This is a genomic window from Bacillus sp. LB7, from assembly GCF_030449715.1.
Lineage (GTDB): Bacteria > Bacillota > Bacilli > Bacillales > Bacillaceae > Bacillus > Bacillus paralicheniformis.
Map to the genome: position 1 here is coordinate 14,889 of NZ_JASGCA010000027.1, position 23,951 is coordinate 38,839.

Here is a 23,951-nt window from a genome sequence, read left to right on the forward strand (position 1 = left end):
TAGCCTTATTGCACAACTCTTCTAACAACGCCTTTAAATGCTGCCTTCCAATAAGAATTATTCAGGCTGTCAATTGAAACTCCATGACTAGAATTATCGTTTAAAAACTGTCCATTCCCTAAATAAATTCCCACATGACCGTTCCTTTTATATGTGTCAAAAAAGAGTAAATCGCCTCTTTTCATAGACATACTAGAAACTGCTTTACCTTGCCTTACAAGGGTATCTGTTGTGGTAGAAGCCATTGGTCCAAGATTTACTCCACCCTGTTCATAAGCCCATCTAACAAAACTTGAACAATCAAATGAATGCCGCAATATGTCACTTGTAGTACGTCCGCCGCCCCAATTGTAAGGTGATTTCCCAACCAATGTTGAACCAGCTGCTATTGCTTTTTCTATAGCTTTGTTTCCTCCTTTAGCTATGTTTGCACCTTCATTAACCGAAATTAATTTATATCCTGCTGTGTATTTGTTAAAGTAAGAGAGTACTTCTTCAACGTACCAATCAGCATGATTGTACGCGTAAACAGCACTCCTAAAGTCACCTTGTGCTCCACCATTGTCTCGTAAATACTTGGCCGCAGAAAAAGCAGCATCCTCTAAATCCCACGGATCTGCTTTCCCATCATTATTTGCATCTACACCATATCCTCCATACTTTTTAATCAGTTTTGGATCAGTTAATTTATCCTTTGGAATATCAAGGTTTCCAACACGGTTTCCTCCTGGATATCCCCACCCTATCCAGGTTTTCGGCATAAATTGAAAGTGACCGACTGCTCCTACCGAAGAATCTGATAGATTTGAACTAAAGGTTGTTTCGACACGATGTTCAGCTGCTAACAATGTCCATGGTATGCCATACTTTTCTCCGGCCCTTTTATATATATCTACAAACTCTGCGGGGATTTCGTTAGCTCCAATTTCAGAAATGTTAACCTCATAGACTCCACCAGTACCAAACTCCATGCTATTGTTCTTTTCATTTACAACAGCTGCGATAGCAAAACATATAATCAAAACTCCAATAAGAATTAGTCCTACTGATGAAAAAAGGGTACTAAGAATAACTCTTAGTACCACTTTTTTTATATATGCCTTTGCCATTTCTTTTGCATGTTGCACAGCTGCTCCTGAACTATTCTCCATTAACCGTTCACCTCTTATTCAGGATCGATGACGTAATCAGCAACTTTGTATTCACTTTTAATTTCCTCAAATCGGACAAGATATACCTTTTGTTCCGTTTTTGTTATTTTTCCGTTTTTGTTTAATATTTCGCCCTTAACATTTACATTCAATGTAAGGAATTCCTCTGTTTCATTTTTAGGTATTTGAACATCAATCGTTGATACCGACCGACTAAAATAGTCTGACGTTGGTCTAATGTTTTCAACTCCTCCGTCTTCAATCATCCTCCCAAGCGTCTCTGTAACATATCTTTTCGCATCTTTAAATCCTTTACTAGGATGCTTTCCATCAAAAGAGTATATTGATCTTACAAATTTTTCTGCGATATCTCTTGCTTTCTTGACCTCGCTATCAGGGTAAATGCTTCTTTGTTCAGATTCACTGTTATCGCTTGAATTTGAATTTTTTAAATCATCATCAACACTCTCATTTTTAAGAGTTGCCGCATTCTTGTTATCATCTAACTCTTCATCATGGTGTTTTGAGTGATCCTTAAAAACATATAAAGCAACACTCAGAGCCAAAATTACCGCGACTACAACTAAACGTTTAAAATATTTTTTGTTTTGATTCTCCATCAATAATCAGCTCCAATATATGAATTGGTTACATACCACCTTGGAATAATTGAAGTTCATCCGGACTTACATCAATATTGCAAGAGATATTATTTTGGCCAGTGATGGCCAAAATACATTGCCCTTTTTCTAAAGTTGGTATTGCGGCCAATTCACTGTCGGACAGCTGACCTTGGAAAATATTTTTTAAATCTCTTTGAGTGTTTGAATCTTGTTTCATAATAAACTTATATTGAGTTAACTCGAATAACGTTTTTATTTTACCAATAACATTTGCGCTACTTCCTTCAGGGACAAAGTCTCTTATAGATTGTGAAGCAAAGAAAAGTCCACCAAAATATTTTCTTGCTTCCCTTGCAAAGTCAGTCATAAAATCAACTGCCAGTTCATTATTTGCATTAATGATTCTATGAGATTCATCAATGATGACAAGCATTCGTCTAATCTTTTCAAGTTTCTCCTCGATAGTAAATCCATCATCAACATACAAACTGTCGTATTGAGGTTTCCCAATTTGAATCATATTGTCCCAAATTAGGTTCAATGCATTAAACATTTGAGCATTAAAGACTTCCTTTTTCAAAGAAGTTAGACTTCGGATAGAGAAAAAAACAATTTGCTCATTTGTTATATCCTCTATGGATGAATGTCCATTAAAAAGTCTTCCGTAGTCTTCAACAATGGATTCTATTGTTAATTCAATATCCTCCAATCGTTTACATCTCGTCGGAGAGAGTTCCTTATGAAATTCTTTTTTATCAAAATCTTCATAGAGTTCATTTCTCACAAAATTAAGCAGATCAGAAAAAATAGGATACCGATCACTCGGAAGATTTGTTATACCTTCCTCCATGTTAGGATCAAGGCCTATTGAAGAATACATTTTCTTTAAAATTCGACCAAACTCTTGAAGATCTTGATCACTTGCGGACGGAACAAGGAATTTATAAAAGTTATTTAGCTTTGAAAGGTGTTTCATAAATGACTGTTGCTCATTTTCAAGAAAAGATAAATCTTTATCTGCAGACGTTTTCAATACTTGTAAAGGATTAATAACCCCGGAACTTCCATCCAAGGAAATATACTTCCCGCCAAATTTATTGACCAATGGTTTGAATTCACCAACAACATCAAAACCGCGAATGAAGTTATCCCTGATAATATTGTCCACGCCAATTTTTTTCAATGTCGTAGACTTACCAGCACCCATTGTTCCAACGACTACACCATTATAATAGTTTCTCTTTTTGGACAAATGAAACATATCAAACAGAACTACCCCTCCAGTGCTTGTAGTTCCAATATATGAACCATTTGGGTCTTCCAGTTTACTGAAATTAAAAGGTAAGGCAGCTGCCAAAGTTTGCCCCGGAAGAGCTTTTCCGGTACGTTTATTTGGATACTTTTGCTGAGAAGTATACGACGTAAATAACGAATTATATTCGTACTCTTGCTCATTTAATAAGACAGTCATATGAAACCCCCTACCCTCTAGGTCTTCAATGACTGCCTTAATATTGTCTTCCGTTTCTTTAATTGTTTTTCCACTAACTGCGATACGAATATTGATTAATTTTAGAACCTCGCTCTGTTGAGAGATTTCATTATAAATGTGTTCTAATGATTGATAGGTATTTGCAGCATCAATTTTACTCGTTTGATTTTTTTCAGAATTTACTCTGTCAATCTGTTCTTTCATACCGTTGTTAACTTGGGTAATCGCTTTTGACCTTTCTTCGGTTGAAACATCTACCGTTACGATTGCATTTACATTTGACAAGTTCATAATAGGCTCTAGCCAAAATTCCTCTACAGTGGTTGGATAATCATAGATATGAATAATTGCCTCATACCCATCTCCTTTCTGTATGAAATTCTCATGAAATTGTATACCACCTTGGGGTTGAATCATCGAAATTAAAGAAGGGTTATAACCCTTCTTTAATTTTATTTCAGCATCTGTCCTTTTTCGTCTGACTTTATCTAAAATTTTCATATAACCACCTCTAGGACTTAATTTTTGAATTCATGTTGTTCATTTTATATAAAATTTGATATTTTTTTTCTTGGGGTATTTCAATAAGCGGCATGACAGCTCTATTTGCTCTTTTTACAGACTTAATATTGTCCTTCAATGAATCCAAGGTCTTTTCATCGGAATATAGGAAAAGGTAGTAATCACGATTCAAATAGTTCTCCTCTAAATATTTTAATTCGTTGATTTTTTGTTGAATAAATTGGGCCTTAATTGGATTATCTGTTTCGCTAAATTTTTTTAGCCAGTATTCAAGCTGCCTGCTTGTTGATACAGGAAACCCCATAGAAACCCATTTGAAGTCTGCACTATATGTTCTTAAAAACTTTGTAATTGAGAAAATCATATATCTAATGTCATCTTCGTTTTTATTTTTGGTATCTTCACTCTCCAGTTGTAGAATCTCCATTGAGCCGTTCTTCAATTCAAAGAAATTTTCCTCAGTGACATCAACAAATGGAATAACTTCGACTACCTCAGAGTAGACTTTTGCTTTTTTAGGTTCGTCAAGAGACTTTGCTTTTTCATTGGTTGTCTTAGAAGGGATAACCTTTAATTTTTTTAAAGTCTTCCGTTCTTTTTTGCCTTTAACTTTTTTTGATGCTTCCTCCTTTTGGTCCTGCTCTTTTTGTTTATCCTCAATCCCCTCACTTCTATGATTAGTCCCCTGGTTAATCACCTTATCTAATTCAACATTTTTTGCATCAAACAACATGTCTATCTCTCCCTTTCACTTCATTTACGGGAACACCAATAGATTCATAAAGCTCATCAATATCTTCCAACGGTCTACGATCGAGAGAATGATAGACTTTCCTCGATCTCTTTAGGGCATAGTATATCGAGTGAAAATTCTTTTTCTTTGGGTTTTTAATAGATGGCAATATGAGAAAAATCGTTATCGAAAAAGTGAAAATATAATAAGGAATTAAGAAAGCCGTATGAATATTACCTTTAAAAGTTTCTGATAAAATTAACACACCAGTAAGGATTCCTACATCTTTAAGATATAGGAATCCTTTAACTTTAATATCTGTTTTGACCTCTTTGGGAATCGGATAGCTCACTTAATCACTCCTTATCTGATCGCAATCTATTTTTTTTAATCTTATTTACTGCACTTCCAAGCTTAGTTCCAATTCCATAAGTTTGATTATGCCCTTTAACATACGAGTCATTCAGCCGTTTTGACATTTGTGTTTGGCCAAACGTATTATACTTTGTTCCCGGTTGCAGATATCCAGGTTCAAAAACATTCCCACTTCCATCTCTAGCAGCGACAGAGTTAGGATCATTAGATTTAATAGGCTGTTCTCCTGCTCTAGAGATATGATCATCACTATTAATAATATTAATATCACAATTACTCATAGCATCATTTATATTATCAATTGGTTTTGTATCATTATTATTACTAATATCATCAATGCCATTAAATGAAGATCCTTGACGGAATGTAGAGTCAATTTTTTGATTATCCCCGTAAACCGGCTTATTTATAGCCTCAGAGTTGCCCAATTCATTTAACGTTTTTCCTGCTTCATTTTTCTTTTGATCTGCATATAGATCACCTTTATTTTTGTTAAGACCTTGTTTTATATCATTATTATTAGAATCCTTAATGTTGGCTTTTTGGGAATGCAAGCTCTGTTCTTTACTTTTTGCAAGATCCTCAGATAGTGTGTTTGCCTTTTCAACGTCATTTTCAGACTCCTGATTTTGATTATGCAAATTCTGTTCCTTACTCTTTGCAAGATCTTCAGATAGGACGTTTGCCTTTTCAGCGTCATTTTTAGACTCTGAAGATGAGTCATTTGCATAAATTAAGTTCTGATTAGCTTCCCGGTCAGCATTTAACCCTTTCTCGTTTTTGTCCAACTGTTTATGCCTTTCCTGCTGTTTCTGACGATCGTATATGCCACCCGGTTGGCGTTTTAAAGCATTGATTTGTTCGTTTTCACCTTTTCCATCTTGTTTTGCATCCCAAAGAGTAGAAGCAGCAGCCTTTGATAATCCTGCGGCAGCAGCTCCTTGACCAGCATTTTTCATTAATGATCCACCAATGCCAGCCGCGGCCGCCCCCCCCATAGAGGAATATAATGACGAACTTCCACTAGGACCTTTATTTAGTCCAGCACTAAATCCTCTTTTAAGTCCAGCGACACCTCCGGCAATTCCAGAGACACCAGAAGCCATTTTTTGGCCATACCTCATTACAGAAGATGTGCCTCCTGCAAGAGCTTTACCACCAGCGTAAGCAGCTAACATATCTTTAGATCCATCTTTTAGCCCTGCATCCATGCCAAGAATTTTCACAACTTCTTGTGGTCCATCTAACATAGCAAGACTTGCCCCAATAAGAAGGAAGATAGAACCGATGCCTAAATTTAAAGTTGTTACCCACGAAGTAAACAACATATAAAACTTCATGATGACCGCGATAATGATTAGGATCGCAAAACTTGAAAAGATCGAAATGAACATTTGTTTGGTTCTTTGTCCCCCGTTTAGATCCGTAACTGCTACAAACGAACCAAATAACTGCTTAAAAGGAAGTTCGAATATAATTCTTGATATCTTGATTAGTGAAACAATCATAGAAAATGCGGTCATACCTAAAGTAATGACTATTGTCCAAAAGTGCCAGCTCCACCGATAATAATATTCCTCACCAATATTAAGCCAAAAAGAGCCGCCGTCTAAGTCTTCTGCTTCGATCTTACCATCGGTCCCTTGGGTTAACTTCTTTCCAAGAACACCATCCTTATCAACAGTTTCAGTGATCGAAATATTCATAATACTGTCTTTAGATAGTTTGTTTTGAAACTTGTCTGGATCAATTTTTTCATCATCGATCTTATTAAAATCATTTTCGTTATAAAGCTTTAAGTCTGCCATATTCATCTTAACTATTTGACTACCAGTTTTGCTGTTGCTACCACCTTTAACAGCGTCATTTCCAGCTGTAGCCAATTCGCTTAATTGTCCCATCATAGTTGGCAGCAAAACAACAAAACAAATGGCTAACAGTGCGTTTGTAAAAGCATTCGACTTATCTTTGACTTTATTAGTCATATACATGTAGCCTAAAACTGCAACAGCAACTGCCATCGCAGTCCATAAGACAGGTCTAAACGTTTCTATGAATTTAACGACATCTTTGTCCTCAAAAAACCCATTAAGCGTTATTATTTTATTGACCAGGCCATCAATGCTATCAACAAGTGCTACTAACATTTGTATTATTAGCCATCCAATAGACCTTAACGCGTCTCCAGGTATTGATGCAATGTCCAACATATCTGCAAATTCTTTTAATTTTTTAAGAATTTCCGCCTTATCCATATCCATCCCTCCTTCTTTTTAGATGTACATAAACGTATCTGATTTCTTCTTTTCATGCTTAAAAAGACAGACAACTAAACCGACAAAAAATCCTATCACACCTATAATGGAGATAGGATAACTGATAAATTCTTTATAAATCTGCATTGAAAAGACCGCGGACATAAGTGAAAGAATTACAGGAATGGAACCCATCATTCCGATAATGCTGTATATCTGCTTTGCAACGGCTTTTTTTCCTCTAATCATTTCATCATGTTTCGTAATTGCATAATTGATGTTTCTGTTTACTTTCCGGAACATTTCGGAGATATTTCCTCCCTCGTTACGGCTGATAATTAGGGTATCGTTAAAGGCATCTATTGGAGAAAACTTATATTTTTCAAATCCTGAAAAGTCAGGATTCAAGGAGTCCTTATCAAAACTGCGTAAAACCAAATCAACTTCTTCCTGAAGTTCCTTTGTCAACGCCGGTTTTGTCATTTCCAGTGATGTCCTCACATTTTTATTGGATTGCAAGTGAAACGTCATTGTTGTCGCATACAAGTTTAAATCCTGCAATATTCGATGGTACTTTTTCATTTTCTTATTGCTATACGAAATATAATATAATGATGGAAACGCTAGTACTCCGCCTATAATCAGGCTTAAAACCACATTGTCTGTAGTAATATACAGATATAAACCATAAATCGCTGTATAAATTAAAAACTGAAGAAGCAGCATCCATCCACTAAATAGCAGAAGCATTGCTCTCAATACTTCTTTTAAGTTTTTCATCCTCACCATTTCCCTTCTAATTTTTTGCATAAAAAAAAAGCAGACTTACAATGGAACATTTTCCTGATTAAAGGAGAAAGAGGGGGGATGAAACTCCTTTAATCAGGTTGTATCCAATGTGGTCTACTTTTTCTTCACAATTCAATATTAACATGTTTTGTATGCCATCCATCTGCCATATTACTGACAACTTACTGCCATATTACTGCCACCTTTCTGCCACGATTTAATTTCATCGCTCTTTTTCTTGATCTATTATCCGATCTTTCACTTTACTTAGGTCCGGAAGTTCTTGGGTTTTGACTTTTCCCTTTTCTTTCATCTGCCTAATTTTAGCTTGTACAAGCTGCAAGTCTTCTGACGCAAGAGATCCTTTTTTATACTCGATCATTTCAGCGTTTAATGTATATAAAACATCTGTCTTGACATATGAATCATACTTCAGCTTGTTTACCTCATCTTTATAAACAAAAACAGATGACTCAAGCCAACTTTTATCTTGCTTTGTCAAATTGGCTCCAGAATAAAGGGATAAAGCTGTATTTTTCCCTACAATAACAAGAAATCTCCTTTGTTCCACATTATTATCCGGGAAGGTGATCTTTGAGTTTACAATGTCTCCAATATTATACTTCATGTTAGGCTGCTGATTCAGAAATTCTCTCTCAGCTTTGCCAGCCGACCTTAATTGATCCACGTCAATAAATTTTGGACTGTCCTCTTTCTCATAGTCTTCATAAGTCAATTCCTTTGGAGGCACGGTTGTAAGATTGATTCGCGTATCTTTTATATACTTAATTAAATCATCCATAGTCCCTTCTTTAAGATTTGTCCTCGTCTTTTCCCACTCATTATTAAAATCTTGGATGTTTTCTTGCTTATAATCGTCAGGGTCCCAACCAGAATACCTATCGTTATGATCTAAATCGACATGTTCTAATAAGGCTGTACGCAACTGTTCTACTGTATGGATTTTGCCCTCAGGTGAGCGTATAAGATCTGCAACATAAAACCCTTTTTCAGATAATACTTGATCAGGCTTAATCAATCGATCTACCATTTGAACTGATAAAGATAAATCATCTGTAAGTTTTTGACTCGGACCATGATCTTTCAAAAATTCAAGAGAATTTGTTAGGGTGTCTTTAACATCCAACAAATCTTCTTTCTTAACATCCATTTTCATATGAATGGCTTGATCCATCATGTCAACTGCTACAGATAAATCGTCTTTAAGTTCTGGATATGGATATCTGATGTCTTTGACAACTGCTAAGGCGTTTTCAAGATTACGATGGATTTCTATCAAATTATCTTCTTTCACTTGAATTTTCATTTTTGAGTCCTCCTAGGTTTTGTTTTTCTTTTGCACTTTGTCTTCCAAGGTAGATAGTGCTCCGAAGGGTTTTGCACATAAAAAAAGCACCCAATTTAATAATTGAGTGCTTTTTATTATCGTTCTTCTATAGAGAGATTGCCGTTGGATTGAATTTTTACTGAGTAATGTTGTTCTTCCGAAGGATCATCATACAAACAATGCTCACCTAACTGATACAGCACATTTTCATCTAAACTGTCTATGTCTTTATCAGCCATATAAAATGAACCATTGTTTACTTTAATAATGATTTCATTATCTTGTTTGAAAATTTTTGCTGGAATATCAATATAGGCATTAGGAATTTCATTTATAAGTTCCATGATACTCCTCCTTAAAGGGTGGTTCTTCATTCTTATTATACACCAACACTTTTCCCGAAGCACTTCTTACCTCAGTCTCAATATTATTTAAAATAAATTCATCGATTTCTTTATGTGTTTGAAAAGCTGCGCGAATCACACAGTCATAACTTCTTCCAACAGCCATAATCCCTTTTGTTAAATTATTCAACACCGAAATATTTGAATCGATATAGATCCTGATTTTTTTGCCGGGATCTTGCATCTCCTGCTCAATTTTATGAAAAAAGAATTTTAGGGATGCTGCTTCAAATCCATTGTTCAGGTCATTTGTTACAATATGCAAAACCTTATAATTTTCGATTTTAACATTTAATGCTCTTTCAAGTTGTTCCTTAAATGGTGTGTTGGAAGGTTGCAAGAAGCTCTCTTCTGCGATCGTATAACCGTCTGTAATCAATTCTTGTATGTCTGATTGATACTCACCAAATGAATCAAAGATGATTTTAAAGTCGTCCTTTTCAGATCGAATAAGTTCTTTTAGTCTATGGGTCTTACCTGATCCACTGCTGCCCGTAAACGCTTTATGTCCCATTATCTACAGTCCACCTTTTCTCAGTTTGTTTTAACGCTCTAAATCATACTCTAATGATTTTCTGAATACCTTATTTTTCTTAATATCATTTGATTGTTCTTTTCGTTGATCTGTTGACTTCTCTGTATACATCATTTTAGACATAACTTCTCTCACAACACCTTTCTCAGAACGGTTTTCCAATTGATAGGCTGCTTCTCTTGGCGGCTCTCTATTATAGACAAATTTACGTTTCAACATTTCAAAACTCACTTTACCACCTCACAATCCCTTGAATACATCTGGAATCAGATGATATAACTCTTTTTCTTTCATCTTTTCTAAAGTTCTATTCGAAAGTTTTCCGTATTTAGGTGTTGCCACATACCTGTTTTCTTCAGGATTATATTCCTTACTTATTTTGTAAATCGTATTACCTACAACCCCTTTTTCAGATGTAAAATCTGTGAACTCCACCAGTTCCTTTATATATCTAATAAAACCTTTCCCTTCTTTGTACTCTGAAACAAGATGGATACCCAGGGGCATATTGTTTACAATATCCTGTCCTACGTACAACTCATTCATATTTGTTTCTTTAACAATTAAGTTTTTCATCCTTGATGGAATCTCAAAAGCAGAGGAGGCGTGTAATGTTGTAATTACCGCATGATCAGTTAAAGCAGCCTCCAGAAAGTGAACAGAAGCATCTCCGGTTCTGATTTCACTGATAAATAAATAGTCCGGATTGTTTCTTAATCCAGACTCAACTAAATCTTGATATGTTACCTTTGTTGATTCGGACCTATCTTTGTCTACAAGTACTCTTAAACTAAGAATACTCTTTTGAGGATACAGTACTTTCAAATGACTATCCATTGTATCCTCAATCAAGGTTATCGTTTTAAAATCATCAATTTTTCCAACTAAAGATTTTAATAATTCTGTTTTACCTGTTCCTGTACGTCCACAAATCACAATCCCAAGTTCACTCTTAACAAGCAATTCTAAAAGGTTCGCAACTTTCTCATCAGCAAGATCAGATAAATCGTCCATCGCTAAACAAGGCCTAGAAGTCCTTGCTGCCATAGCAATTCCATATGGGCTTGCTGCAGTCCCAATAAAATTCAAGCGTACTTCTCCAAAAGCAAGATCTAAAATGGGCTTGTTTGTGTTAAATGCTTTGTTTGCCTTATCGGCTAAAGAAGTAGCCAACTGCTGAACCTCAGTTGCTGTAGGTTGCTGTTCTGGTTTAAACCTCCCTTTTTCGTTATGCTGAACTAAAAGATCAGTCCCATTAAAAGAAACGTCAGTAATATTTGTATCCTTCAAATATTGATTTAAAAAACTGTTACGCACGATATCGATTAACTCTTGTTCACCCTTTTGCAATATAGGTTTCATCAACGTTCCCTCCTATACACTTAATTGAGAAAATCCAACTGTTAAATAGTGAATAAATACAACCCCCGCAAAGAAAAAGGTAAACGCTATCCCTGAGATAATTGGATAATTTGCATACTTTTCTTGAGCTTTTACTTTTAATCGAATCCACTCATCAGTTTTGTTGTCCTGCAAATCCTGAATTAAATCCTCAAGTTGCTTTAAAGCTTCCTTATTAGCTCCTTCAGCATCAAAATTAGCGAGTGTATCCATAACCAAAATAGCCTCGTGAGTTCCAATAAAATGAGCGAATTCTAAAAATGCCTGTCTTCTTTCATCTGCGATTGCCTTCCTTTCACTCAAATTCTTAATCAGCTTAACGACTTCGTCTTTTATAGGATTGTCGGTATAAGGCAAAATAGCGTCCAGTGTTTGATAGACATTTCCTTTCGTCTCAGAAAAATTGATGAAATTACGAACGAATTTTGGGAAACTATAATATTTAATGGTATCGCTATGATGTTTCCTCGCTAACAAATTTAAATACGGTAGCCTGTAACCTAAGAAAAATAAAAATGGCGCTGCAATTAGGATAGCCATTGTTTTTAACAATACGGCTAACAAAATAGGCAGCGCGGCTAAGGAAAGTCCGCATATTATACTTTGTACAAGAAACTCTATTTTTTTTATTTTGAAACCTTCTAAAAGGCTTGTTTTATTCTTGGCAACTAAAATGTCTATCATTTATTCAGCCTCCTCATTAGATCATCCTTTTTTTATTAATTGCTTTGCTTTTTCTAACATTTCCTTTCGTCTTTCATCCACTCTTTCTTTTGGTATCTTCATGCTAAAGCTTGTGATCTGTTTCGCTTCCTTTTCATTAAAATAGGACACTAAATATCGATTAAAGAAAACATTAAAATCATTGGCCGTGAGATATTCTTCCTCCGCAGCTTTTCTTAAAACTGTGGCCAATTGATAAATTGAGAACGAATCAAATTTCTCCTCTATAAATTTTTCAAAAACGGAATTTGGCTTACGTCGAACAGACTGCAAGATTTCATTCTTAATTCCACCAAGCACATTCGCCGGCAGCTCTTGTTTTGCTAAATTTAATTTGTCATTATTTCCACGAGAATCATATTTTAATTCCTCAAGAACAACATGTTTGTGGAGTGTATCAACTTCAACGTCTTTTATAGACCGGGAAGTGTCAAAATCCTTATCTAAAGCTACCCACCTAGGGTTCATTGCTGTTTTTCCAGTATTAAATATAGGGTATGACACAATTGGTCGTCCGTTATTATCTTCACGTTTTGTGATCCTAAAGACTACGGTTTCATTTGGTTTTATAGACGTCAATTCTTCAGGCATCATCAAATACCTTTCTCTAACATTCTCATTTTCAGTTTTCTCAAAGCTTAGTTGTTTACCAGATCGACTAATATCTGTGACTTCAGTTCTTCCAATAAGTTTAGAAAACCTTTCTGCTGTGGACGGATCCCCTGTTAAAATATAGATTTGATTACCACAGTTCCCTGTGATGGTTTCCTCATCATCACCATAAAGTTTCTTAATTTGTGCATAAGATTGAATATATAAATTGAATCTAATTCCCCTACCCAAACAAACAGTAATAGCTCCAGCCATATCTTCGATCGCAGGCATATTACCAAATTCATCTAGGATGTATTCAACGTTTCTTTTCAGTTTTTGGTTAGGAAGATCTGAAGCTTCTTTTGCAAATACATAATATGACTGCCTTACAAAGATGCTTGCTATCACATGTAGAGATTTATCGTAATCAGGTGTAACCATAAAAATTGCCGCTGGCTTTTCACCCATTGCAACTTTTTTCAGATCTAATGAGTTCTTTGAAGTCATTTTCGCAATGCTTGGCGTTAAGAATATTTGCAAGCCGTTCATGGTATTGGTGAATATACTTCCCCGGGTATTACCAGTTGAAAAGTTGCTAGTTGCATACTGCATTTTCGCAGGATCTGTATCCGGTCTGCGCTGGAAATATTCGTCCAATTCATTTACTATTTCATTCCGTTCATCGTCAAAGCGATTTGACGAACCAAGTGTAGCCAAGAAGTTCGCAACTGTGTAAAGAGTCACTTTATCTTCACGATTTTTCTTTATTGCATCATCAGTAACAGCAAGAATTAAAGCATTACATAGAGACATTGAACAATTTTGCCAAAATTCTTCATTTGCTGTCGGATCATAATATAGAGTGAAAGATAATGTATTGGCCAATGAAGCAGCCGATTCATAGTCTCCTTTTTTATAAGCCTCTATTACAAGCTGAAGAGGATTGTAGCTCATCGATAAATCTGGATTAACTAGGTTTAAAATATGTGTTTCGTAACCTCGCTTTTCCAGTGTTTCTTTACTCGCAGCTGCAAGCTCTCCTTTGGGATCATTTATGATCATTATTGGTTTTGTTTCAGATCTTGAAAAGATATCAATAGAAGGGAAAACACTTGTTTCACCTTTCCCAGATCTTGTGGTACCTATAATCAAATTATTAACAGGACTCGTATCAATCAATGTGAATTCGGTGAAATAAGGAGTAATTTTTAACAACCAAACAAACACTGTTTTTTGAATCCATCTATGCAAAAAGTTCTTTGGTTCAACCACCAACTGTTTTTTCAAAAATTTATAGGGACGGTTGATTGCTTTGTTTATGTGGGAAATAGGTATACCACCTTTTCCACTAAAAGATTTTCCCCGTTCCGGAATTATCTTATATTGCTGTTTCAATTCCTTCAATGTGGCAAACCTGGTATTTCCATGGTCACCTTTATAAAGACTGCCAAAGCTTCTTTTCATTTTCCAAGCAAATAAACCGTATCCATAAAGCCAAATCCCATAAAACACTATATAAATGACTAACTTTTCGCTGTCGTATTGAAAATGAAAAAGATCATCAAATTTGATCCTGAAATCAACAGAACCAAACTTCTGATCCATTAAGAGTTCTTTAAAAAAGTCAAATAGTCTAAGTACTATCTCAACTAAAACATTGGTAAATAAGGTTACAACAGCCGCGTATAATAAAAACACGGCTGCAAGAAACTTCTTATCCCCTAATACTGATTCTCGCCGCACAATTTACCTCCTCACTATCGACGGTTTATCACAACTGAATTCGCTGTCTGAATTGTATTTTGAGCATAAACACCAGGATACGTGTATTTGTAAAGAATATTTATTGTAGTGCCCACCTTTTGTTTTCCATCGACTACTTTTCCGTTGTTATCAACAAATGTTATTGTTGCCCCCTTTTCTTTTAATTGATTTTGAATTTTTTTAACTGTATCAGTTACGCCGCCTTCTTCAGCAACCAGCTTTTGAATTTCCGTTGAAGCATTAAGCAGTTGAGAGTTTTGATTATGATTAATCCAAATATTCAACTGAAAAGGAAGAAAAAGCACCGCAAACATTAAAACGGCAATTGCTAATCCTTTAAGTTCCCCCATACTAAATCTCCTTTAATACCAATCTTGATACACTTGTTGAAACCACTTTATTTTTGTTTAGTAGCTCAATTTTAAATTGAATACTATTCGCATTTTCTGGATTGGTTGTTAAATTGTTTTCCTTATCTAGAAAAACATATTTAATTCTTATATCATTGCCATTATTTTTTTCGCTTTTCACTACTTCTGTAATCAAATTGGATACCGCATCTTTAGATAGGGTCGGATCATCCCCATCTCTCGCATTTCCAATATTGGAAGAAGCTAAAGCTAGTTTAACCTCCTGTACAGTTCTTACATTCGATTCATGCTTTAAGTAACCAAACGCGCCTAAGCAGAGAAATGCAATAAGAAAAACGCTGACAATTGTCCATTTAACCGGTCCTGACATCTAATCACCCTCCATTTTGGGGATATCCCGAGCAATACTTTTGGCAAAGTCTAAAAAGCTCTGCTGCTGCCTGTTCAGAAGTGTATTCCCCAACTACCTCAAGTGGATACCCAATTTCTAGAAGGGTCTTTTGAGCTTCGCCAAAATAAGAAGGAACCTTTATAGTTTCTGGCTCGATCTCTATTAAATAGTCTGTTTCACCTTCATCCATCCCGAACTCCTGTTCAATATCTGCGATTATCCTATCGACACGTTCCTTAATTAACCTTTCAGCCTTATTTTTATTCTCATCACCCACTTCATGTAGCTTTCTCTTAAACGTTACCTTTAATGTAGCTGTAACCAATTCAGAACTCATTTCGAAAATCTCCTTTTCTGTATCATTAACCCTTTATCTTTCTATTGCTTCTTTTTTTGGCATCAAGTTTATTGAAAATCTTTTTGCAGCACATTTAGATTTACAATCAATATTCTTGATAAGAGGCTCATCAATGGATGTTTGCAAAAAATTGTTTAATTGTTTACGATTCTTAATGTCTTCAGCAGCAATAAAAAAAGACTTGCCCTTTAGCAAATCTTTTTGATTTATTAGATATTTTTGAAGCTTCTCTGTTGCATTTCCTGCTGTTAAAGCAATGATCCCGGCTTCCTTTAAGCCCTTTTTTTCTTTAAGCTTTTCAGCTTCTCTTAATGACGAGGCAAAAATAATGTTTTTAGACTCTTGAATTCCAAAATGAATAAAATCGTTCTTAACAGATTGTTCAAGTTTTTTTTCAAATTCAGACCTATCTTTGTTTAAGAACTCATTAGGATCATTAGCTTCTCCTTGATATTCAAAAAAAGTATGCCTTATTTTCAGTTTATCCAATTCTAAATTTATTTTTTTATTCATTTCCTCCCCTGCTCTATCATTATCACCAGCAAGTAAAAAAGTTTTTTGTTGCAGTAAGTCTTTATTTTCACAAATGAAACGCAGGGCCTTTGACAATTTGTTTGAACCCGTCAATCCAATAAACCCTATATTCGAGTCAATCTCTTTAAACGATAAAGCATCTAACGGCGATTCACACACAACCACATGAGAGCAATTATCAGGGATATCAACAATAAAGTCTCTTGCTGCTGAAGATGGATTCAGATATAACTGAATTTCTTTTTTTCCGACATTTCTGGAGCCAGTGGATCTTAGACAAATTACATCAACCAATCCATCTTCTCCTTTAATTGGAAAGACCAAATTTCTTGCCGTCATTACGCTCATTTCATAATACCTTTTTCCATGCTCCTTGTCCGGATATAAACTGTCGGTTCTTTTAAACAACCATTTCATCATTTTTTCATTAACTAAGTCCACCGCATAAGGCTGTATTACTTCCTTACTAATGCCTCTATATCCATTTTCCAGTGATGGATTCGGATAATTTTTTTGATAAAAAGAAAGGAATTTGCTTAACCATTCTATCTGGCCCAATTGTTTCTCATTTAAATCTTTAGTATTTTCTTTTTTTGACAACACACACTTTTCTTTCGTTTTTTCATTATCATCATATTTAATAATTGACTCAAAGCCGCAATTATTCACTCTATTGCATTTAATAAAGAAAGGATTATCCTTATATATAAAGCTTTCTGACCGGCCGCAGCTTGGGCAATCGCATAAAAAATAGCGACCCTTATCTTCAGCATTAAGATCGTTTACTAATTCTTGTAGATCTTTATAATGGATGACTTCCTTATTTTGCGTCACAGTGCTCCTCTCTTTCCGGCAACTAAGCAATGCCTTTCAAATTAAAGATGCTTACAAGCATGGGGTATTCCACAAGAGGAAAACTTCCTTTATTCTCTCTGTTTTCAAACGCAATCAAATCGGCTAATCGTACACGCAATTTTAAATCATTATAAATTAAAAGAAACAGCTCGACCAATACGTACTCTTCCGTTTCTTCCTTTAAATAAAGTTTAAAGAATTCCTTAAATTTTTCTGGAGATACAACAAGTGAATTCTCGCTCAAGGTTTCGCATGGGGAAAGGGATAGTAGATGGTTATAAGACTCAACCGTCTCGCCATTTGAAAAGAAATGAAACCGTTTATTCTTGTCGTAATAAATAAACGGAGTTGCATCTTTATCCTTCTCAAATATTACAAGAGCCTGATTCCAAAACTCTTTAACCATATCGTATACATTTTGGAGGAACTTCTTTTCGTTACAAACATTCAACTCCACGTTTTTCAACTCCTCTTTTCGTCTAATTTATGCTGTCAAATATTTTAGGCATCCTTATGCTATATAAGTTATTGAAATCTATGTCTACTTTATTTTGAATACTGATTTTCTTAATTAAAGCAATTTCCCTTTTTTGAAGATACGCTTTTCTATACCTATAAAATAAATCGTCCGTAATCATTTTTTTCATAATCTTTATTGCTTCTGCTTCAGAATGTTTTTTTGCTTGAGAATATATTTCATTGAATTGTTCAGGAGAAATACATAAACTATATGGATTCTTTAACATAAGATGATTTATTTCATCAAACGTTACTTCGTCTTGAGCATTTATAAATAAATACCCCCGGGTATTTTCATCATAGAATAAAAAGGGAGATGCACTTGAATGGCCTTTTGATTTTTCATCTTCCGATAAGACCAACTTTGCTTTTTCAAAATAATCGAATGTAATCGATTCAACATATTCCTTTAGTACATGAGATTTTTCAAGTTCATCCTGTGTCATCTTAATTCATTTTTCACCTTTCGAATGATTGCAGTCTTTCATTAATTGATTGATCATGTCTTTTTGATTTTGTTTTGTCTTTGATATTGTGATACTTTTTTATGTGTTCTTCAGAGTCTTTTAAAATCAAATTGTTTTTTTGCTGTTCAAAAAATCCCTCATCACCATTAAAGTAAATGTCCTTTTCGATATAGTGATTATTGAAATTCTCTGTAATAATACGCCCATTTTTGTCATATGCCTCGCCGGCAAGAGCAAACTCTTTTTGACCATTAACGTTTGTTGAAATATAAACTTTACCGGCATCAAACACGGCGGCTTTTACAACTTCCAAGCCCTTTTCTGGATTAATTTCGCTTCCTTTTAGCATATCCTTAAAAAACTGGTCCTCTGCCTCAAACTGAAAACAATTTTGTATGATCTTCTTTTTGTCTTCATTTCCCCAATTTTCAAACAACCTTTGTGCGTAAGCTTCTAAGGCAAAGCGATAAAATTTATCCTTATTCGAGAGAGTTGTTATTGCCTCTTTCACACTGTCAGGAAACAAATTCGCTATATCCTCGCCCATGATCCCGTACCTTTCTGTCAGGATTTTTTACTGTCAAGACCCTTCATTATAATTTCTGCAACAAATACTACATATGCTTTTGCTGCCCAGTCCTTAAAGATCGATAAATCATTTTGTTCCAAAACAGATTGTCTTAGAATAGAATTAACCTTTTGTTCATCGTATTTCAATAAAAACGAATGAACATTATCTTTAAACATTTCATACATAGCTGAACTTCGTCCCTTGTTTTCATCCTCAAGGAAAACCAATCCAACTTCGCCGGCTGCAATATTCTCTAAACGATCCATTTCAGCTGTAATGTTATATGATTTTTTATCGCCCTGAAGAAATGATATTAATTCAGGATCAATATCAGCCTTTGAATAAACTGCTACTAATTCTTCTTTCGTTATGTTTCCATTTTTCTTATTTAATTCTTCTTTTACAAGCTCTTTTTCTTGTTCAGTTAAATTGAGAATATCCTTTATCTGTCCTGCTTGAAACAACTCAAATAATACTTTGGCTTTAGCTTGCTTTTCATCGATCTCTTCACTTTGTATTTGAATTTTCATATCATTGTTATTCCCTTCATCCTGGGCTTCTAATGGATCGCTTTGTTGATCCGGCAATTCTGAGAAATTTTTGCTATTGAACGAATTTTCTAGTTCATATTCGGTATCATCGACTCTCAATTTAAATCCAATAATATTCTCAAGTTCACTTAAAATTTCATCATCTACATAACTTTCCTTTGAAACCTCAATAATTGATTTTTCAACTTCTGTTCTGACAATTTCTTTGAAATCCTCGCGCTTTTCGATCGGAGTATTTGAAGACATCATTTGTTTGAATGCTTCGTTCTTAATTGCCTCATTCAATACCTCTGTTTGCTTCATCCCTTCCAACGGATCTATTAACGGACTTTGAAACAGATTCATATACTTCGAATACTCAGGCACTTCTAAAGAGATGGTTATATACTCCGTGATCTTTATACTTTTATAATAATTTTTGACAAAATTAACAAAGTATTCAAACTCTGATTCTTCATAATTAAAGTTGCAGGCTTTTTGACAATTTCTCAAATAATCAACCATCTTATCAATTTCCGTTGTTGGCCTATAATTTTTAACCAATTCCACAAAAATCTCATGCAGCTGTTTTAATGAAAATTGATGATTCCCCATTTCGACTTCACAGTTAACAACAAATTTTTCGAAATAGTCGGTTTCCAACAAAGATAACTCTTTATGATGCTTCGCATCTAAAATTTCAAAAAACTTCTCTTTCTCAGTTTCATTCCCGTCAATTTCTTGTACTAACAGCTTTATGTAGTCCACGACGGAAAGCACTGTGTGTTTGCCGAAATAGAACATCCCTTCAACAGTTTGTTCTCCGTTTAAATAAAGAACAAAAGCTTTTTTTACAGGATCTTTTTTCTTCTCTTCCAAATCCTGTTCAATCGCTTTTTTTAGTTTATCCATCTCCCATAAATAATAATGCCTATCTGGTGAAAGTTCCTTTAGTCGTTCACCTTCTTCTTTAAAGCGTAAGAACAAATCCCTTGCCAAAAAAACCACTCCTTAAACGAAAAATAAAAAAAGGCTTTTCCTTTCGGAAAGCCCTTTTTTTAAAATGAAATTGATCCTTTAAATGATGTTACAAGTGCATTTGCTCCATAGATTAACAACAAAGCAATTCCGGTTGAAACTAGAATTGTTTTGCCTATTTTTGTTCCATTTTGCCCCATGAACATAAAGCAATAACCTGAAACAGCAAACATAATACATGCCAAAACAATTGCAGGTTTTTGGATCAACTGTAATATATTCGAAACTGATGAAATTAAGCCATCCATTAATTATCACCTCCTTCAATTGTGGTTGTGAGTGCTGCAGTTGCTTTTTCAATATTCTCTGGTTTGAAGATCACCGAATCATGCTGTCGATCAAGCCAATCGGCATAAGAAATGCCCTCTTTAGATAAGAGGGCTTCTACAAGCATCTGTTTAGGATCCGCAGTCTTCTTCTTTCTTTTTTTTGATGAACTTCTTTTCCTTTTGGGATCTTTATCTTCTTCTTGAGTTGACGATCCGATAAATGTTGCTTTATTGTCCTCCAAATAATTTACACTCCTTCATTTCAGCTATTCCAACGATGAAAAATTGGCAATCGGTACTTTCTTTGCTTCCACTCTAATTCTTCGGATCCTCGGTCGCACGCAGCTGGCCTTTTACCTATGGATTGATTCCAGCTTTTCTAAGAGAGTTTAAAACCAAATCGGAGTCTATTGACTTAAATCCATAAAGTAAGTCTTTCCTCTCTTTCACCGATTTTTCGTTAAGAATGGTTTTCCTTTGATCATCATTAACGGTAACCGAATTGGTATATTTGTCGTCAGAGATGCTAATTGGGGTTTCATTCTGCTCATTAATAACTGGATCATCTGCTGCAGCCCCTAATAAATAATGATCAAACTTGTATTTTTGAGGAATTTGAATTGAAATGTCATTTAACCCCAAATTGTTTACTACAAGCCAATCAATGTACTCCTCACCTGGTTTCAGGGAAGAAGAACTGTCAATTGACATATAATAACCGCCGCCAGACTCTTGCAACTCCTTATCTGTCAAACCATGATTTTTTGACAAGATGCTGTCATCATACGGAACAGACAACAATTTTTCATAATCATTTTTGATTTGCTGTTCAGGATCTTTGATATTTGGTTTTACTGCATCTACAAAACCCGTTTTCTTTGTCAGATAAAAATCATCTGAGGCTCTAAATAGAAAAGGTGTTGCATCATTTGCAGCTTTTTTTTCGATGAGATCTAAAGGAATTGCGTACTTAGACAAGTTATCCTTTGTTTGATTAGCAAACCGTTGTTTTAAACTGTCATCAATATCAACCGGATAATAAAAGGCTGTTAAATTCCCATATACAACTGGAGAGCTTTTTTTAGACTCCTTATCGGAACTAACGCTGTATTGCGGCCTGAAGTCCTTTTGCAAAAAGCTTAACCAAGTTTGGGTTTTTAGAGTGACAAGCTTATTATTTGTGCTGGAGCTAACAAACTCTTTGTCTTTCGATACTTGTCCCTTCACATCAGATTGTTCACCCGTTATAAATGATTTTTCCGTTTTGCTGTCGTCAGAGAAGACAAGCCTATCATGATATGAATGCTCAATTTTCAATTTGATTTTCTTGTCCGTTTTCTTCGACTTACTCCAATCTGCTACTTGGCCAACTTTTTCCCAAACAAAAACGTCGTCTCCTAAATATTCTTTTGGTACATATACATCCTTGTAAAAGTTCGTATATTCGTATACCAAAGAGTATTCAACAGTCTTACTTTTCCATTTGGTCGGATTCTGTTTCTCAATCATCAAGTTGTCAGTGCTTTGAATCTTTTCTGTTGGTAACAAAGACGTTTTGATGCTTTTGCTTACATTTTTAACTTCAAAGTGCTTCCCTTTTATTGAAAGCCTGTTATCGAATCTCAAAAGGGACGCTTTTCCATTTTTTTCTTTGTATAAATTCCATGAAACTTCACCTTCAAGCGCACCATCCCCGTCTTTTCCTCCGGAGATTTCTCCCCCGGTATCAGGTTTTGGCACCGAAAGCCGATAATAAAATGTAATTGTTACATTTTGATCGGGCATCTTTCCTGAAACAGATTCACTGACAGGAACATACGGTCGATTGTTTTGATCTGTAAAAAAGCCTCTTTTTTCAGGTGATTTGGCATATGATGTACCAACCTTTTGAGAAGTCTTATCCGTTCTCAGAACCTTTCCTGTATCTTTGTCTTTGTGAATAACGCTAATTGTTTGAGATGGGATCTCATACTCAAAGGTGATGTTTACTCCTTTATTCGTTACTTTACCAGTAATAGCTTTACTTACCGGAACATAAGGAGCGCCATTTTCATCTTTAAAGGTTCCCTTGCTTTCTGGTGCATAATTAAAAGAATCACCAACGGTCCCTTTTGTTTTATCCGTTCTAAGAATCTTCCCCGTATTCTTATCTTTATGAACGATTGTCACATCAACCGTTGTGACTTTATACTTCAACAAGGCACGTTCTCCGCCAAAAATCCAGTATAGGCTTGCGGCCCATCTTGTTTTGTTTTTCTCTTCAGGAGTTTTTACGCCATACCAGACAACAGTTGATTCCTGATCGCTGGATCGCGCTCTGTATGTATCACCCTTGGTGAAATACCTCCCTCCTGAATATCCACTTTGTCTCGGATAGTCGCGTCGTGCAACTCCTCCGTATCCCATTCTAAGATTAACTGCATCAAGACCACTTGTAAGCTGCAGTTCCCCTTTGGAATAACTTAAACCACTGAATTCAAAAGGAACGCGCAAATCATCATAAATGTAATGGTTCTCTACACGTTTAACAATTTGAATATTCCAATGCTGATCAACAGTGCCATCTTTAAATAAGTCATTCAAAGGGATATGAGCCTTAAAGCCGACATAATCATAATAGAGATTACATTCATCATTATTCTTATTGAAGGCCTTCGATGGGCATGGATTGTTAATCTTTCCTGTCTCAGATTTTCTGTTATATTCAATATCCTTACTGGCACTAAGATTTAATTGTTCAGCTTTATAAATTTTCTTTTCGTTTTTATTGTTGGTTAAATAAAAATATGTGTCTTGATTGTTTTTATTATGGTGTGTATAGCCGACTATTGCGGACCAGCCGGTAAACTCTAAATAGGGTTGTTTTCCCTTTCCATAATCTCTATTTACAACCTTCCACCCTTCTTTTCCATTCTTACCATCATAAACGTCATATACGAGTTTTTTTCCGCTAGTAAAGGAAGCTGCTCTATTCCCCTGAGTAGCTGAATTTATGCCCTTTTCGTTAATATCGTAAGGAGAATATGTTGCTGCTGCAGCTTTTTCAATTCCAGGTAACCAAAAGAAAAGAAGACACAATAAAAAGAAAAGGAAACAACTTGCTGGCCACTTTTTTCGCAATTTGTCTCCCTCCTCTAATAGAACGATCATCAACGATTAATATTATTTTCCGACGTTTTTAGCCAAAGATAATGTGTTGTCTAAAGTAGAATTAAAAACGTCAGTGATTTTATCACCAAAGACAACGAATGCAGTTGACAGTGCGGCCACAAGGCTTACTGAAACAATAATTGTTGAGACCATATTCCACACCGATCCTGTTTTTTCACCCAAGTGTTT

Annotated in this window: 25 protein-coding genes; all 25 read right to left on the bottom strand. The window is 35.2% G+C overall.

Annotated features, from left to right (window positions below):
- Positions 1 to 5: 5 nt before the first annotated feature.
- Positions 6 to 1,151: a C40 family peptidase gene (locus tag QMZ64_RS21360; protein WP_025809617.1), complete on the bottom strand. Its 1,146-nt coding sequence runs from the start codon at positions 1,149 to 1,151 to the stop codon at positions 6 to 8.
- A gap of 14 nt (positions 1,152 to 1,165) precedes the next feature.
- Positions 1,166 to 1,771 (bottom strand): hypothetical protein, encoded by a 606-nt coding sequence (locus tag QMZ64_RS21365; protein ID WP_025809615.1) that lies wholly within the window; start codon positions 1,769 to 1,771, stop codon positions 1,166 to 1,168.
- 28 nt (positions 1,772 to 1,799) lie between these two features.
- On the bottom strand, positions 1,800 to 3,767 hold the full coding sequence (locus QMZ64_RS21370) for a VirB4 family type IV secretion system protein (RefSeq protein WP_025809613.1): 1,968 nt from the start codon (positions 3,765 to 3,767) through the stop codon (positions 1,800 to 1,802).
- A gap of 10 nt (positions 3,768 to 3,777) precedes the next feature.
- Positions 3,778 to 4,521: a hypothetical protein gene (locus QMZ64_RS21375; protein WP_025809611.1), complete on the bottom strand. Its 744-nt coding sequence runs from the start codon at positions 4,519 to 4,521 to the stop codon at positions 3,778 to 3,780.
- The gene (locus QMZ64_RS21380; RefSeq protein WP_025809609.1) at positions 4,511 to 4,873 is read right to left on the bottom strand and encodes a DUF5592 family protein; all 363 of its coding nucleotides are present in this window, start codon (positions 4,871 to 4,873) and stop codon (positions 4,511 to 4,513) included. The genes QMZ64_RS21375 and QMZ64_RS21380 overlap by 11 nt, the downstream gene beginning before the upstream one ends.
- A gap of 4 nt (positions 4,874 to 4,877) precedes the next feature.
- Entirely contained in the window at positions 4,878 to 7,151 is a 2,274-nt protein-coding gene (locus tag QMZ64_RS21385) for a pLS20_p028 family conjugation system transmembrane protein (protein ID WP_025809607.1), read from the bottom strand.
- Positions 7,152 to 7,169: 18 nt separating this feature from the next.
- On the bottom strand, positions 7,170 to 7,931 hold the full coding sequence (locus tag QMZ64_RS21390; protein WP_025809605.1) for a hypothetical protein: 762 nt from the start codon (positions 7,929 to 7,931) through the stop codon (positions 7,170 to 7,172).
- A 232-nt stretch (positions 7,932 to 8,163) separates the two neighbouring features.
- On the bottom strand, positions 8,164 to 9,267 hold the full coding sequence (locus tag QMZ64_RS21395; RefSeq protein ID WP_301441550.1) for a type II toxin-antitoxin system PemK/MazF family toxin: 1,104 nt from the start codon (positions 9,265 to 9,267) through the stop codon (positions 8,164 to 8,166).
- Between the two features lie 116 nt (positions 9,268 to 9,383).
- Entirely contained in the window at positions 9,384 to 9,632 is a 249-nt protein-coding gene (locus QMZ64_RS21400; protein WP_025809601.1) for a hypothetical protein, read from the bottom strand.
- A complete protein-coding gene (locus tag QMZ64_RS21405; protein ID WP_025809599.1) occupies positions 9,616 to 10,206 on the bottom strand; it encodes a hypothetical protein in 591 nt (196 codons plus the stop codon). Before QMZ64_RS21405 ends, QMZ64_RS21400 begins: the two co-directional genes overlap by 17 nt.
- Positions 10,207 to 10,236: 30 nt before the next feature.
- Positions 10,237 to 10,458 carry a hypothetical protein gene (locus tag QMZ64_RS21410; RefSeq protein ID WP_025809597.1) on the bottom strand — a complete coding sequence of 74 codons (222 nt, stop codon included), beginning with the start codon at positions 10,456 to 10,458 and terminating at the stop codon, positions 10,237 to 10,239.
- Between the two features lie 9 nt (positions 10,459 to 10,467).
- Entirely contained in the window at positions 10,468 to 11,589 is a 1,122-nt protein-coding gene (locus QMZ64_RS21415; protein ID WP_025809595.1) for a CpaF/VirB11 family protein, read from the bottom strand.
- A gap of 12 nt (positions 11,590 to 11,601) precedes the next feature.
- Entirely contained in the window at positions 11,602 to 12,312 is a 711-nt protein-coding gene (locus tag QMZ64_RS21420) for a hypothetical protein (RefSeq protein ID WP_025809593.1), read from the bottom strand.
- Between the two features lie 21 nt (positions 12,313 to 12,333).
- Positions 12,334 to 14,688: a VirD4-like conjugal transfer protein, CD1115 family gene (locus tag QMZ64_RS21425; RefSeq protein ID WP_025809591.1), complete on the bottom strand. Its 2,355-nt coding sequence runs from the start codon at positions 14,686 to 14,688 to the stop codon at positions 12,334 to 12,336.
- A 14-nt stretch (positions 14,689 to 14,702) separates the two neighbouring features.
- Positions 14,703 to 15,059: a hypothetical protein gene (locus QMZ64_RS21430; RefSeq protein ID WP_145643989.1), complete on the bottom strand. Its 357-nt coding sequence runs from the start codon at positions 15,057 to 15,059 to the stop codon at positions 14,703 to 14,705.
- 1 nt (position 15,060) lies between these two features.
- On the bottom strand, positions 15,061 to 15,450 hold the full coding sequence (locus QMZ64_RS21435) for a hypothetical protein (RefSeq protein WP_301441551.1): 390 nt from the start codon (positions 15,448 to 15,450) through the stop codon (positions 15,061 to 15,063).
- Between the two features lie 4 nt (positions 15,451 to 15,454).
- Positions 15,455 to 15,808, bottom strand: a complete 354-nt coding sequence (locus QMZ64_RS21440; protein ID WP_145643991.1) for a hypothetical protein — start codon at positions 15,806 to 15,808, stop codon at positions 15,455 to 15,457.
- A 33-nt stretch (positions 15,809 to 15,841) separates the two neighbouring features.
- A complete protein-coding gene (locus QMZ64_RS21445) occupies positions 15,842 to 17,197 on the bottom strand; it encodes a toprim domain-containing protein (RefSeq protein ID WP_301441552.1) in 1,356 nt (451 codons plus the stop codon).
- Between the two features lie 22 nt (positions 17,198 to 17,219).
- The gene (locus tag QMZ64_RS21450) at positions 17,220 to 17,675 is read right to left on the bottom strand and encodes a hypothetical protein (RefSeq protein ID WP_301441553.1); all 456 of its coding nucleotides are present in this window, start codon (positions 17,673 to 17,675) and stop codon (positions 17,220 to 17,222) included.
- Between the two features lie 22 nt (positions 17,676 to 17,697).
- Positions 17,698 to 18,183 carry a hypothetical protein gene (locus QMZ64_RS21455; protein ID WP_301441554.1) on the bottom strand — a complete coding sequence of 162 codons (486 nt, stop codon included), beginning with the start codon at positions 18,181 to 18,183 and terminating at the stop codon, positions 17,698 to 17,700.
- A gap of 13 nt (positions 18,184 to 18,196) precedes the next feature.
- Positions 18,197 to 18,751, bottom strand: a complete 555-nt coding sequence (locus QMZ64_RS21460; protein WP_301441555.1) for a hypothetical protein — start codon at positions 18,749 to 18,751, stop codon at positions 18,197 to 18,199.
- Positions 18,752 to 18,768: 17 nt separating this feature from the next.
- Positions 18,769 to 20,304 (bottom strand): hypothetical protein, encoded by a 1,536-nt coding sequence (locus QMZ64_RS21465; protein ID WP_301441556.1) that lies wholly within the window; start codon positions 20,302 to 20,304, stop codon positions 18,769 to 18,771.
- 59 nt (positions 20,305 to 20,363) lie between these two features.
- Positions 20,364 to 20,591 carry a hypothetical protein gene (locus QMZ64_RS21470; RefSeq protein ID WP_145643997.1) on the bottom strand — a complete coding sequence of 76 codons (228 nt, stop codon included), beginning with the start codon at positions 20,589 to 20,591 and terminating at the stop codon, positions 20,364 to 20,366.
- Complete coding sequence (locus QMZ64_RS21475) at positions 20,591 to 20,854, bottom strand: hypothetical protein (protein ID WP_025809581.1); 264 nt, start codon at positions 20,852 to 20,854, stop codon at positions 20,591 to 20,593. Before QMZ64_RS21475 ends, QMZ64_RS21470 begins: the two co-directional genes overlap by 1 nt.
- 115 nt (positions 20,855 to 20,969) lie before the next feature.
- On the bottom strand, positions 20,970 to 23,732 hold the full coding sequence (locus QMZ64_RS21480; protein ID WP_301441557.1) for a hypothetical protein: 2,763 nt from the start codon (positions 23,730 to 23,732) through the stop codon (positions 20,970 to 20,972).
- Positions 23,733 to 23,951 lie beyond the last annotated feature (219 nt).

Coding starts and splice junctions, on each gene's coding strand:
- QMZ64_RS21370 (WP_025809613.1), bottom strand. CDS start 3,767: ATGAAAATTTTAGATAAAGTCAGACGAAAAAGGACAGATGCTGAAATA.
- QMZ64_RS21365 (WP_025809615.1), bottom strand. CDS start 1,771: ATGGAGAATCAAAACAAAAAATATTTTAAACGTTTAGTTGTAGTCGCG.
- QMZ64_RS21400 (WP_025809601.1), bottom strand. CDS start 9,632: ATGGAACTTATAAATGAAATTCCTAATGCCTATATTGATATTCCAGCA.
- QMZ64_RS21460 (WP_301441555.1), bottom strand. CDS start 18,751: ATGGGCGAGGATATAGCGAATTTGTTTCCTGACAGTGTGAAAGAGGCA.
- QMZ64_RS21430 (WP_145643989.1), bottom strand. CDS start 15,059: ATGGGGGAACTTAAAGGATTAGCAATTGCCGTTTTAATGTTTGCGGTG.
- QMZ64_RS21455 (WP_301441554.1), bottom strand. CDS start 18,183: ATGACACAGGATGAACTTGAAAAATCTCATGTACTAAAGGAATATGTT.
- QMZ64_RS21420 (WP_025809593.1), bottom strand. CDS start 12,312: ATGATAGACATTTTAGTTGCCAAGAATAAAACAAGCCTTTTAGAAGGT.
- QMZ64_RS21375 (WP_025809611.1), bottom strand. CDS start 4,521: ATGTTGTTTGATGCAAAAAATGTTGAATTAGATAAGGTGATTAACCAG.
- QMZ64_RS21405 (WP_025809599.1), bottom strand. CDS start 10,206: ATGGGACATAAAGCGTTTACGGGCAGCAGTGGATCAGGTAAGACCCAT.
- QMZ64_RS21360 (WP_025809617.1), bottom strand. CDS start 1,151: ATGGAGAATAGTTCAGGAGCAGCTGTGCAACATGCAAAAGAAATGGCA.
- QMZ64_RS21390 (WP_025809605.1), bottom strand. CDS start 7,931: ATGAAAAACTTAAAAGAAGTATTGAGAGCAATGCTTCTGCTATTTAGT.
- QMZ64_RS21415 (WP_025809595.1), bottom strand. CDS start 11,589: ATGAAACCTATATTGCAAAAGGGTGAACAAGAGTTAATCGATATCGTG.
- QMZ64_RS21440 (WP_145643991.1), bottom strand. CDS start 15,808: ATGAGTTCTGAATTGGTTACAGCTACATTAAAGGTAACGTTTAAGAGA.
- QMZ64_RS21395 (WP_301441550.1), bottom strand. CDS start 9,267: ATGAAAATTCAAGTGAAAGAAGATAATTTGATAGAAATCCATCGTAAT.
- QMZ64_RS21470 (WP_145643997.1), bottom strand. CDS start 20,591: ATGGATGGCTTAATTTCATCAGTTTCGAATATATTACAGTTGATCCAA.
- QMZ64_RS21435 (WP_301441551.1), bottom strand. CDS start 15,450: ATGTCAGGACCGGTTAAATGGACAATTGTCAGCGTTTTTCTTATTGCA.
- QMZ64_RS21385 (WP_025809607.1), bottom strand. CDS start 7,151: ATGGATAAGGCGGAAATTCTTAAAAAATTAAAAGAATTTGCAGATATG.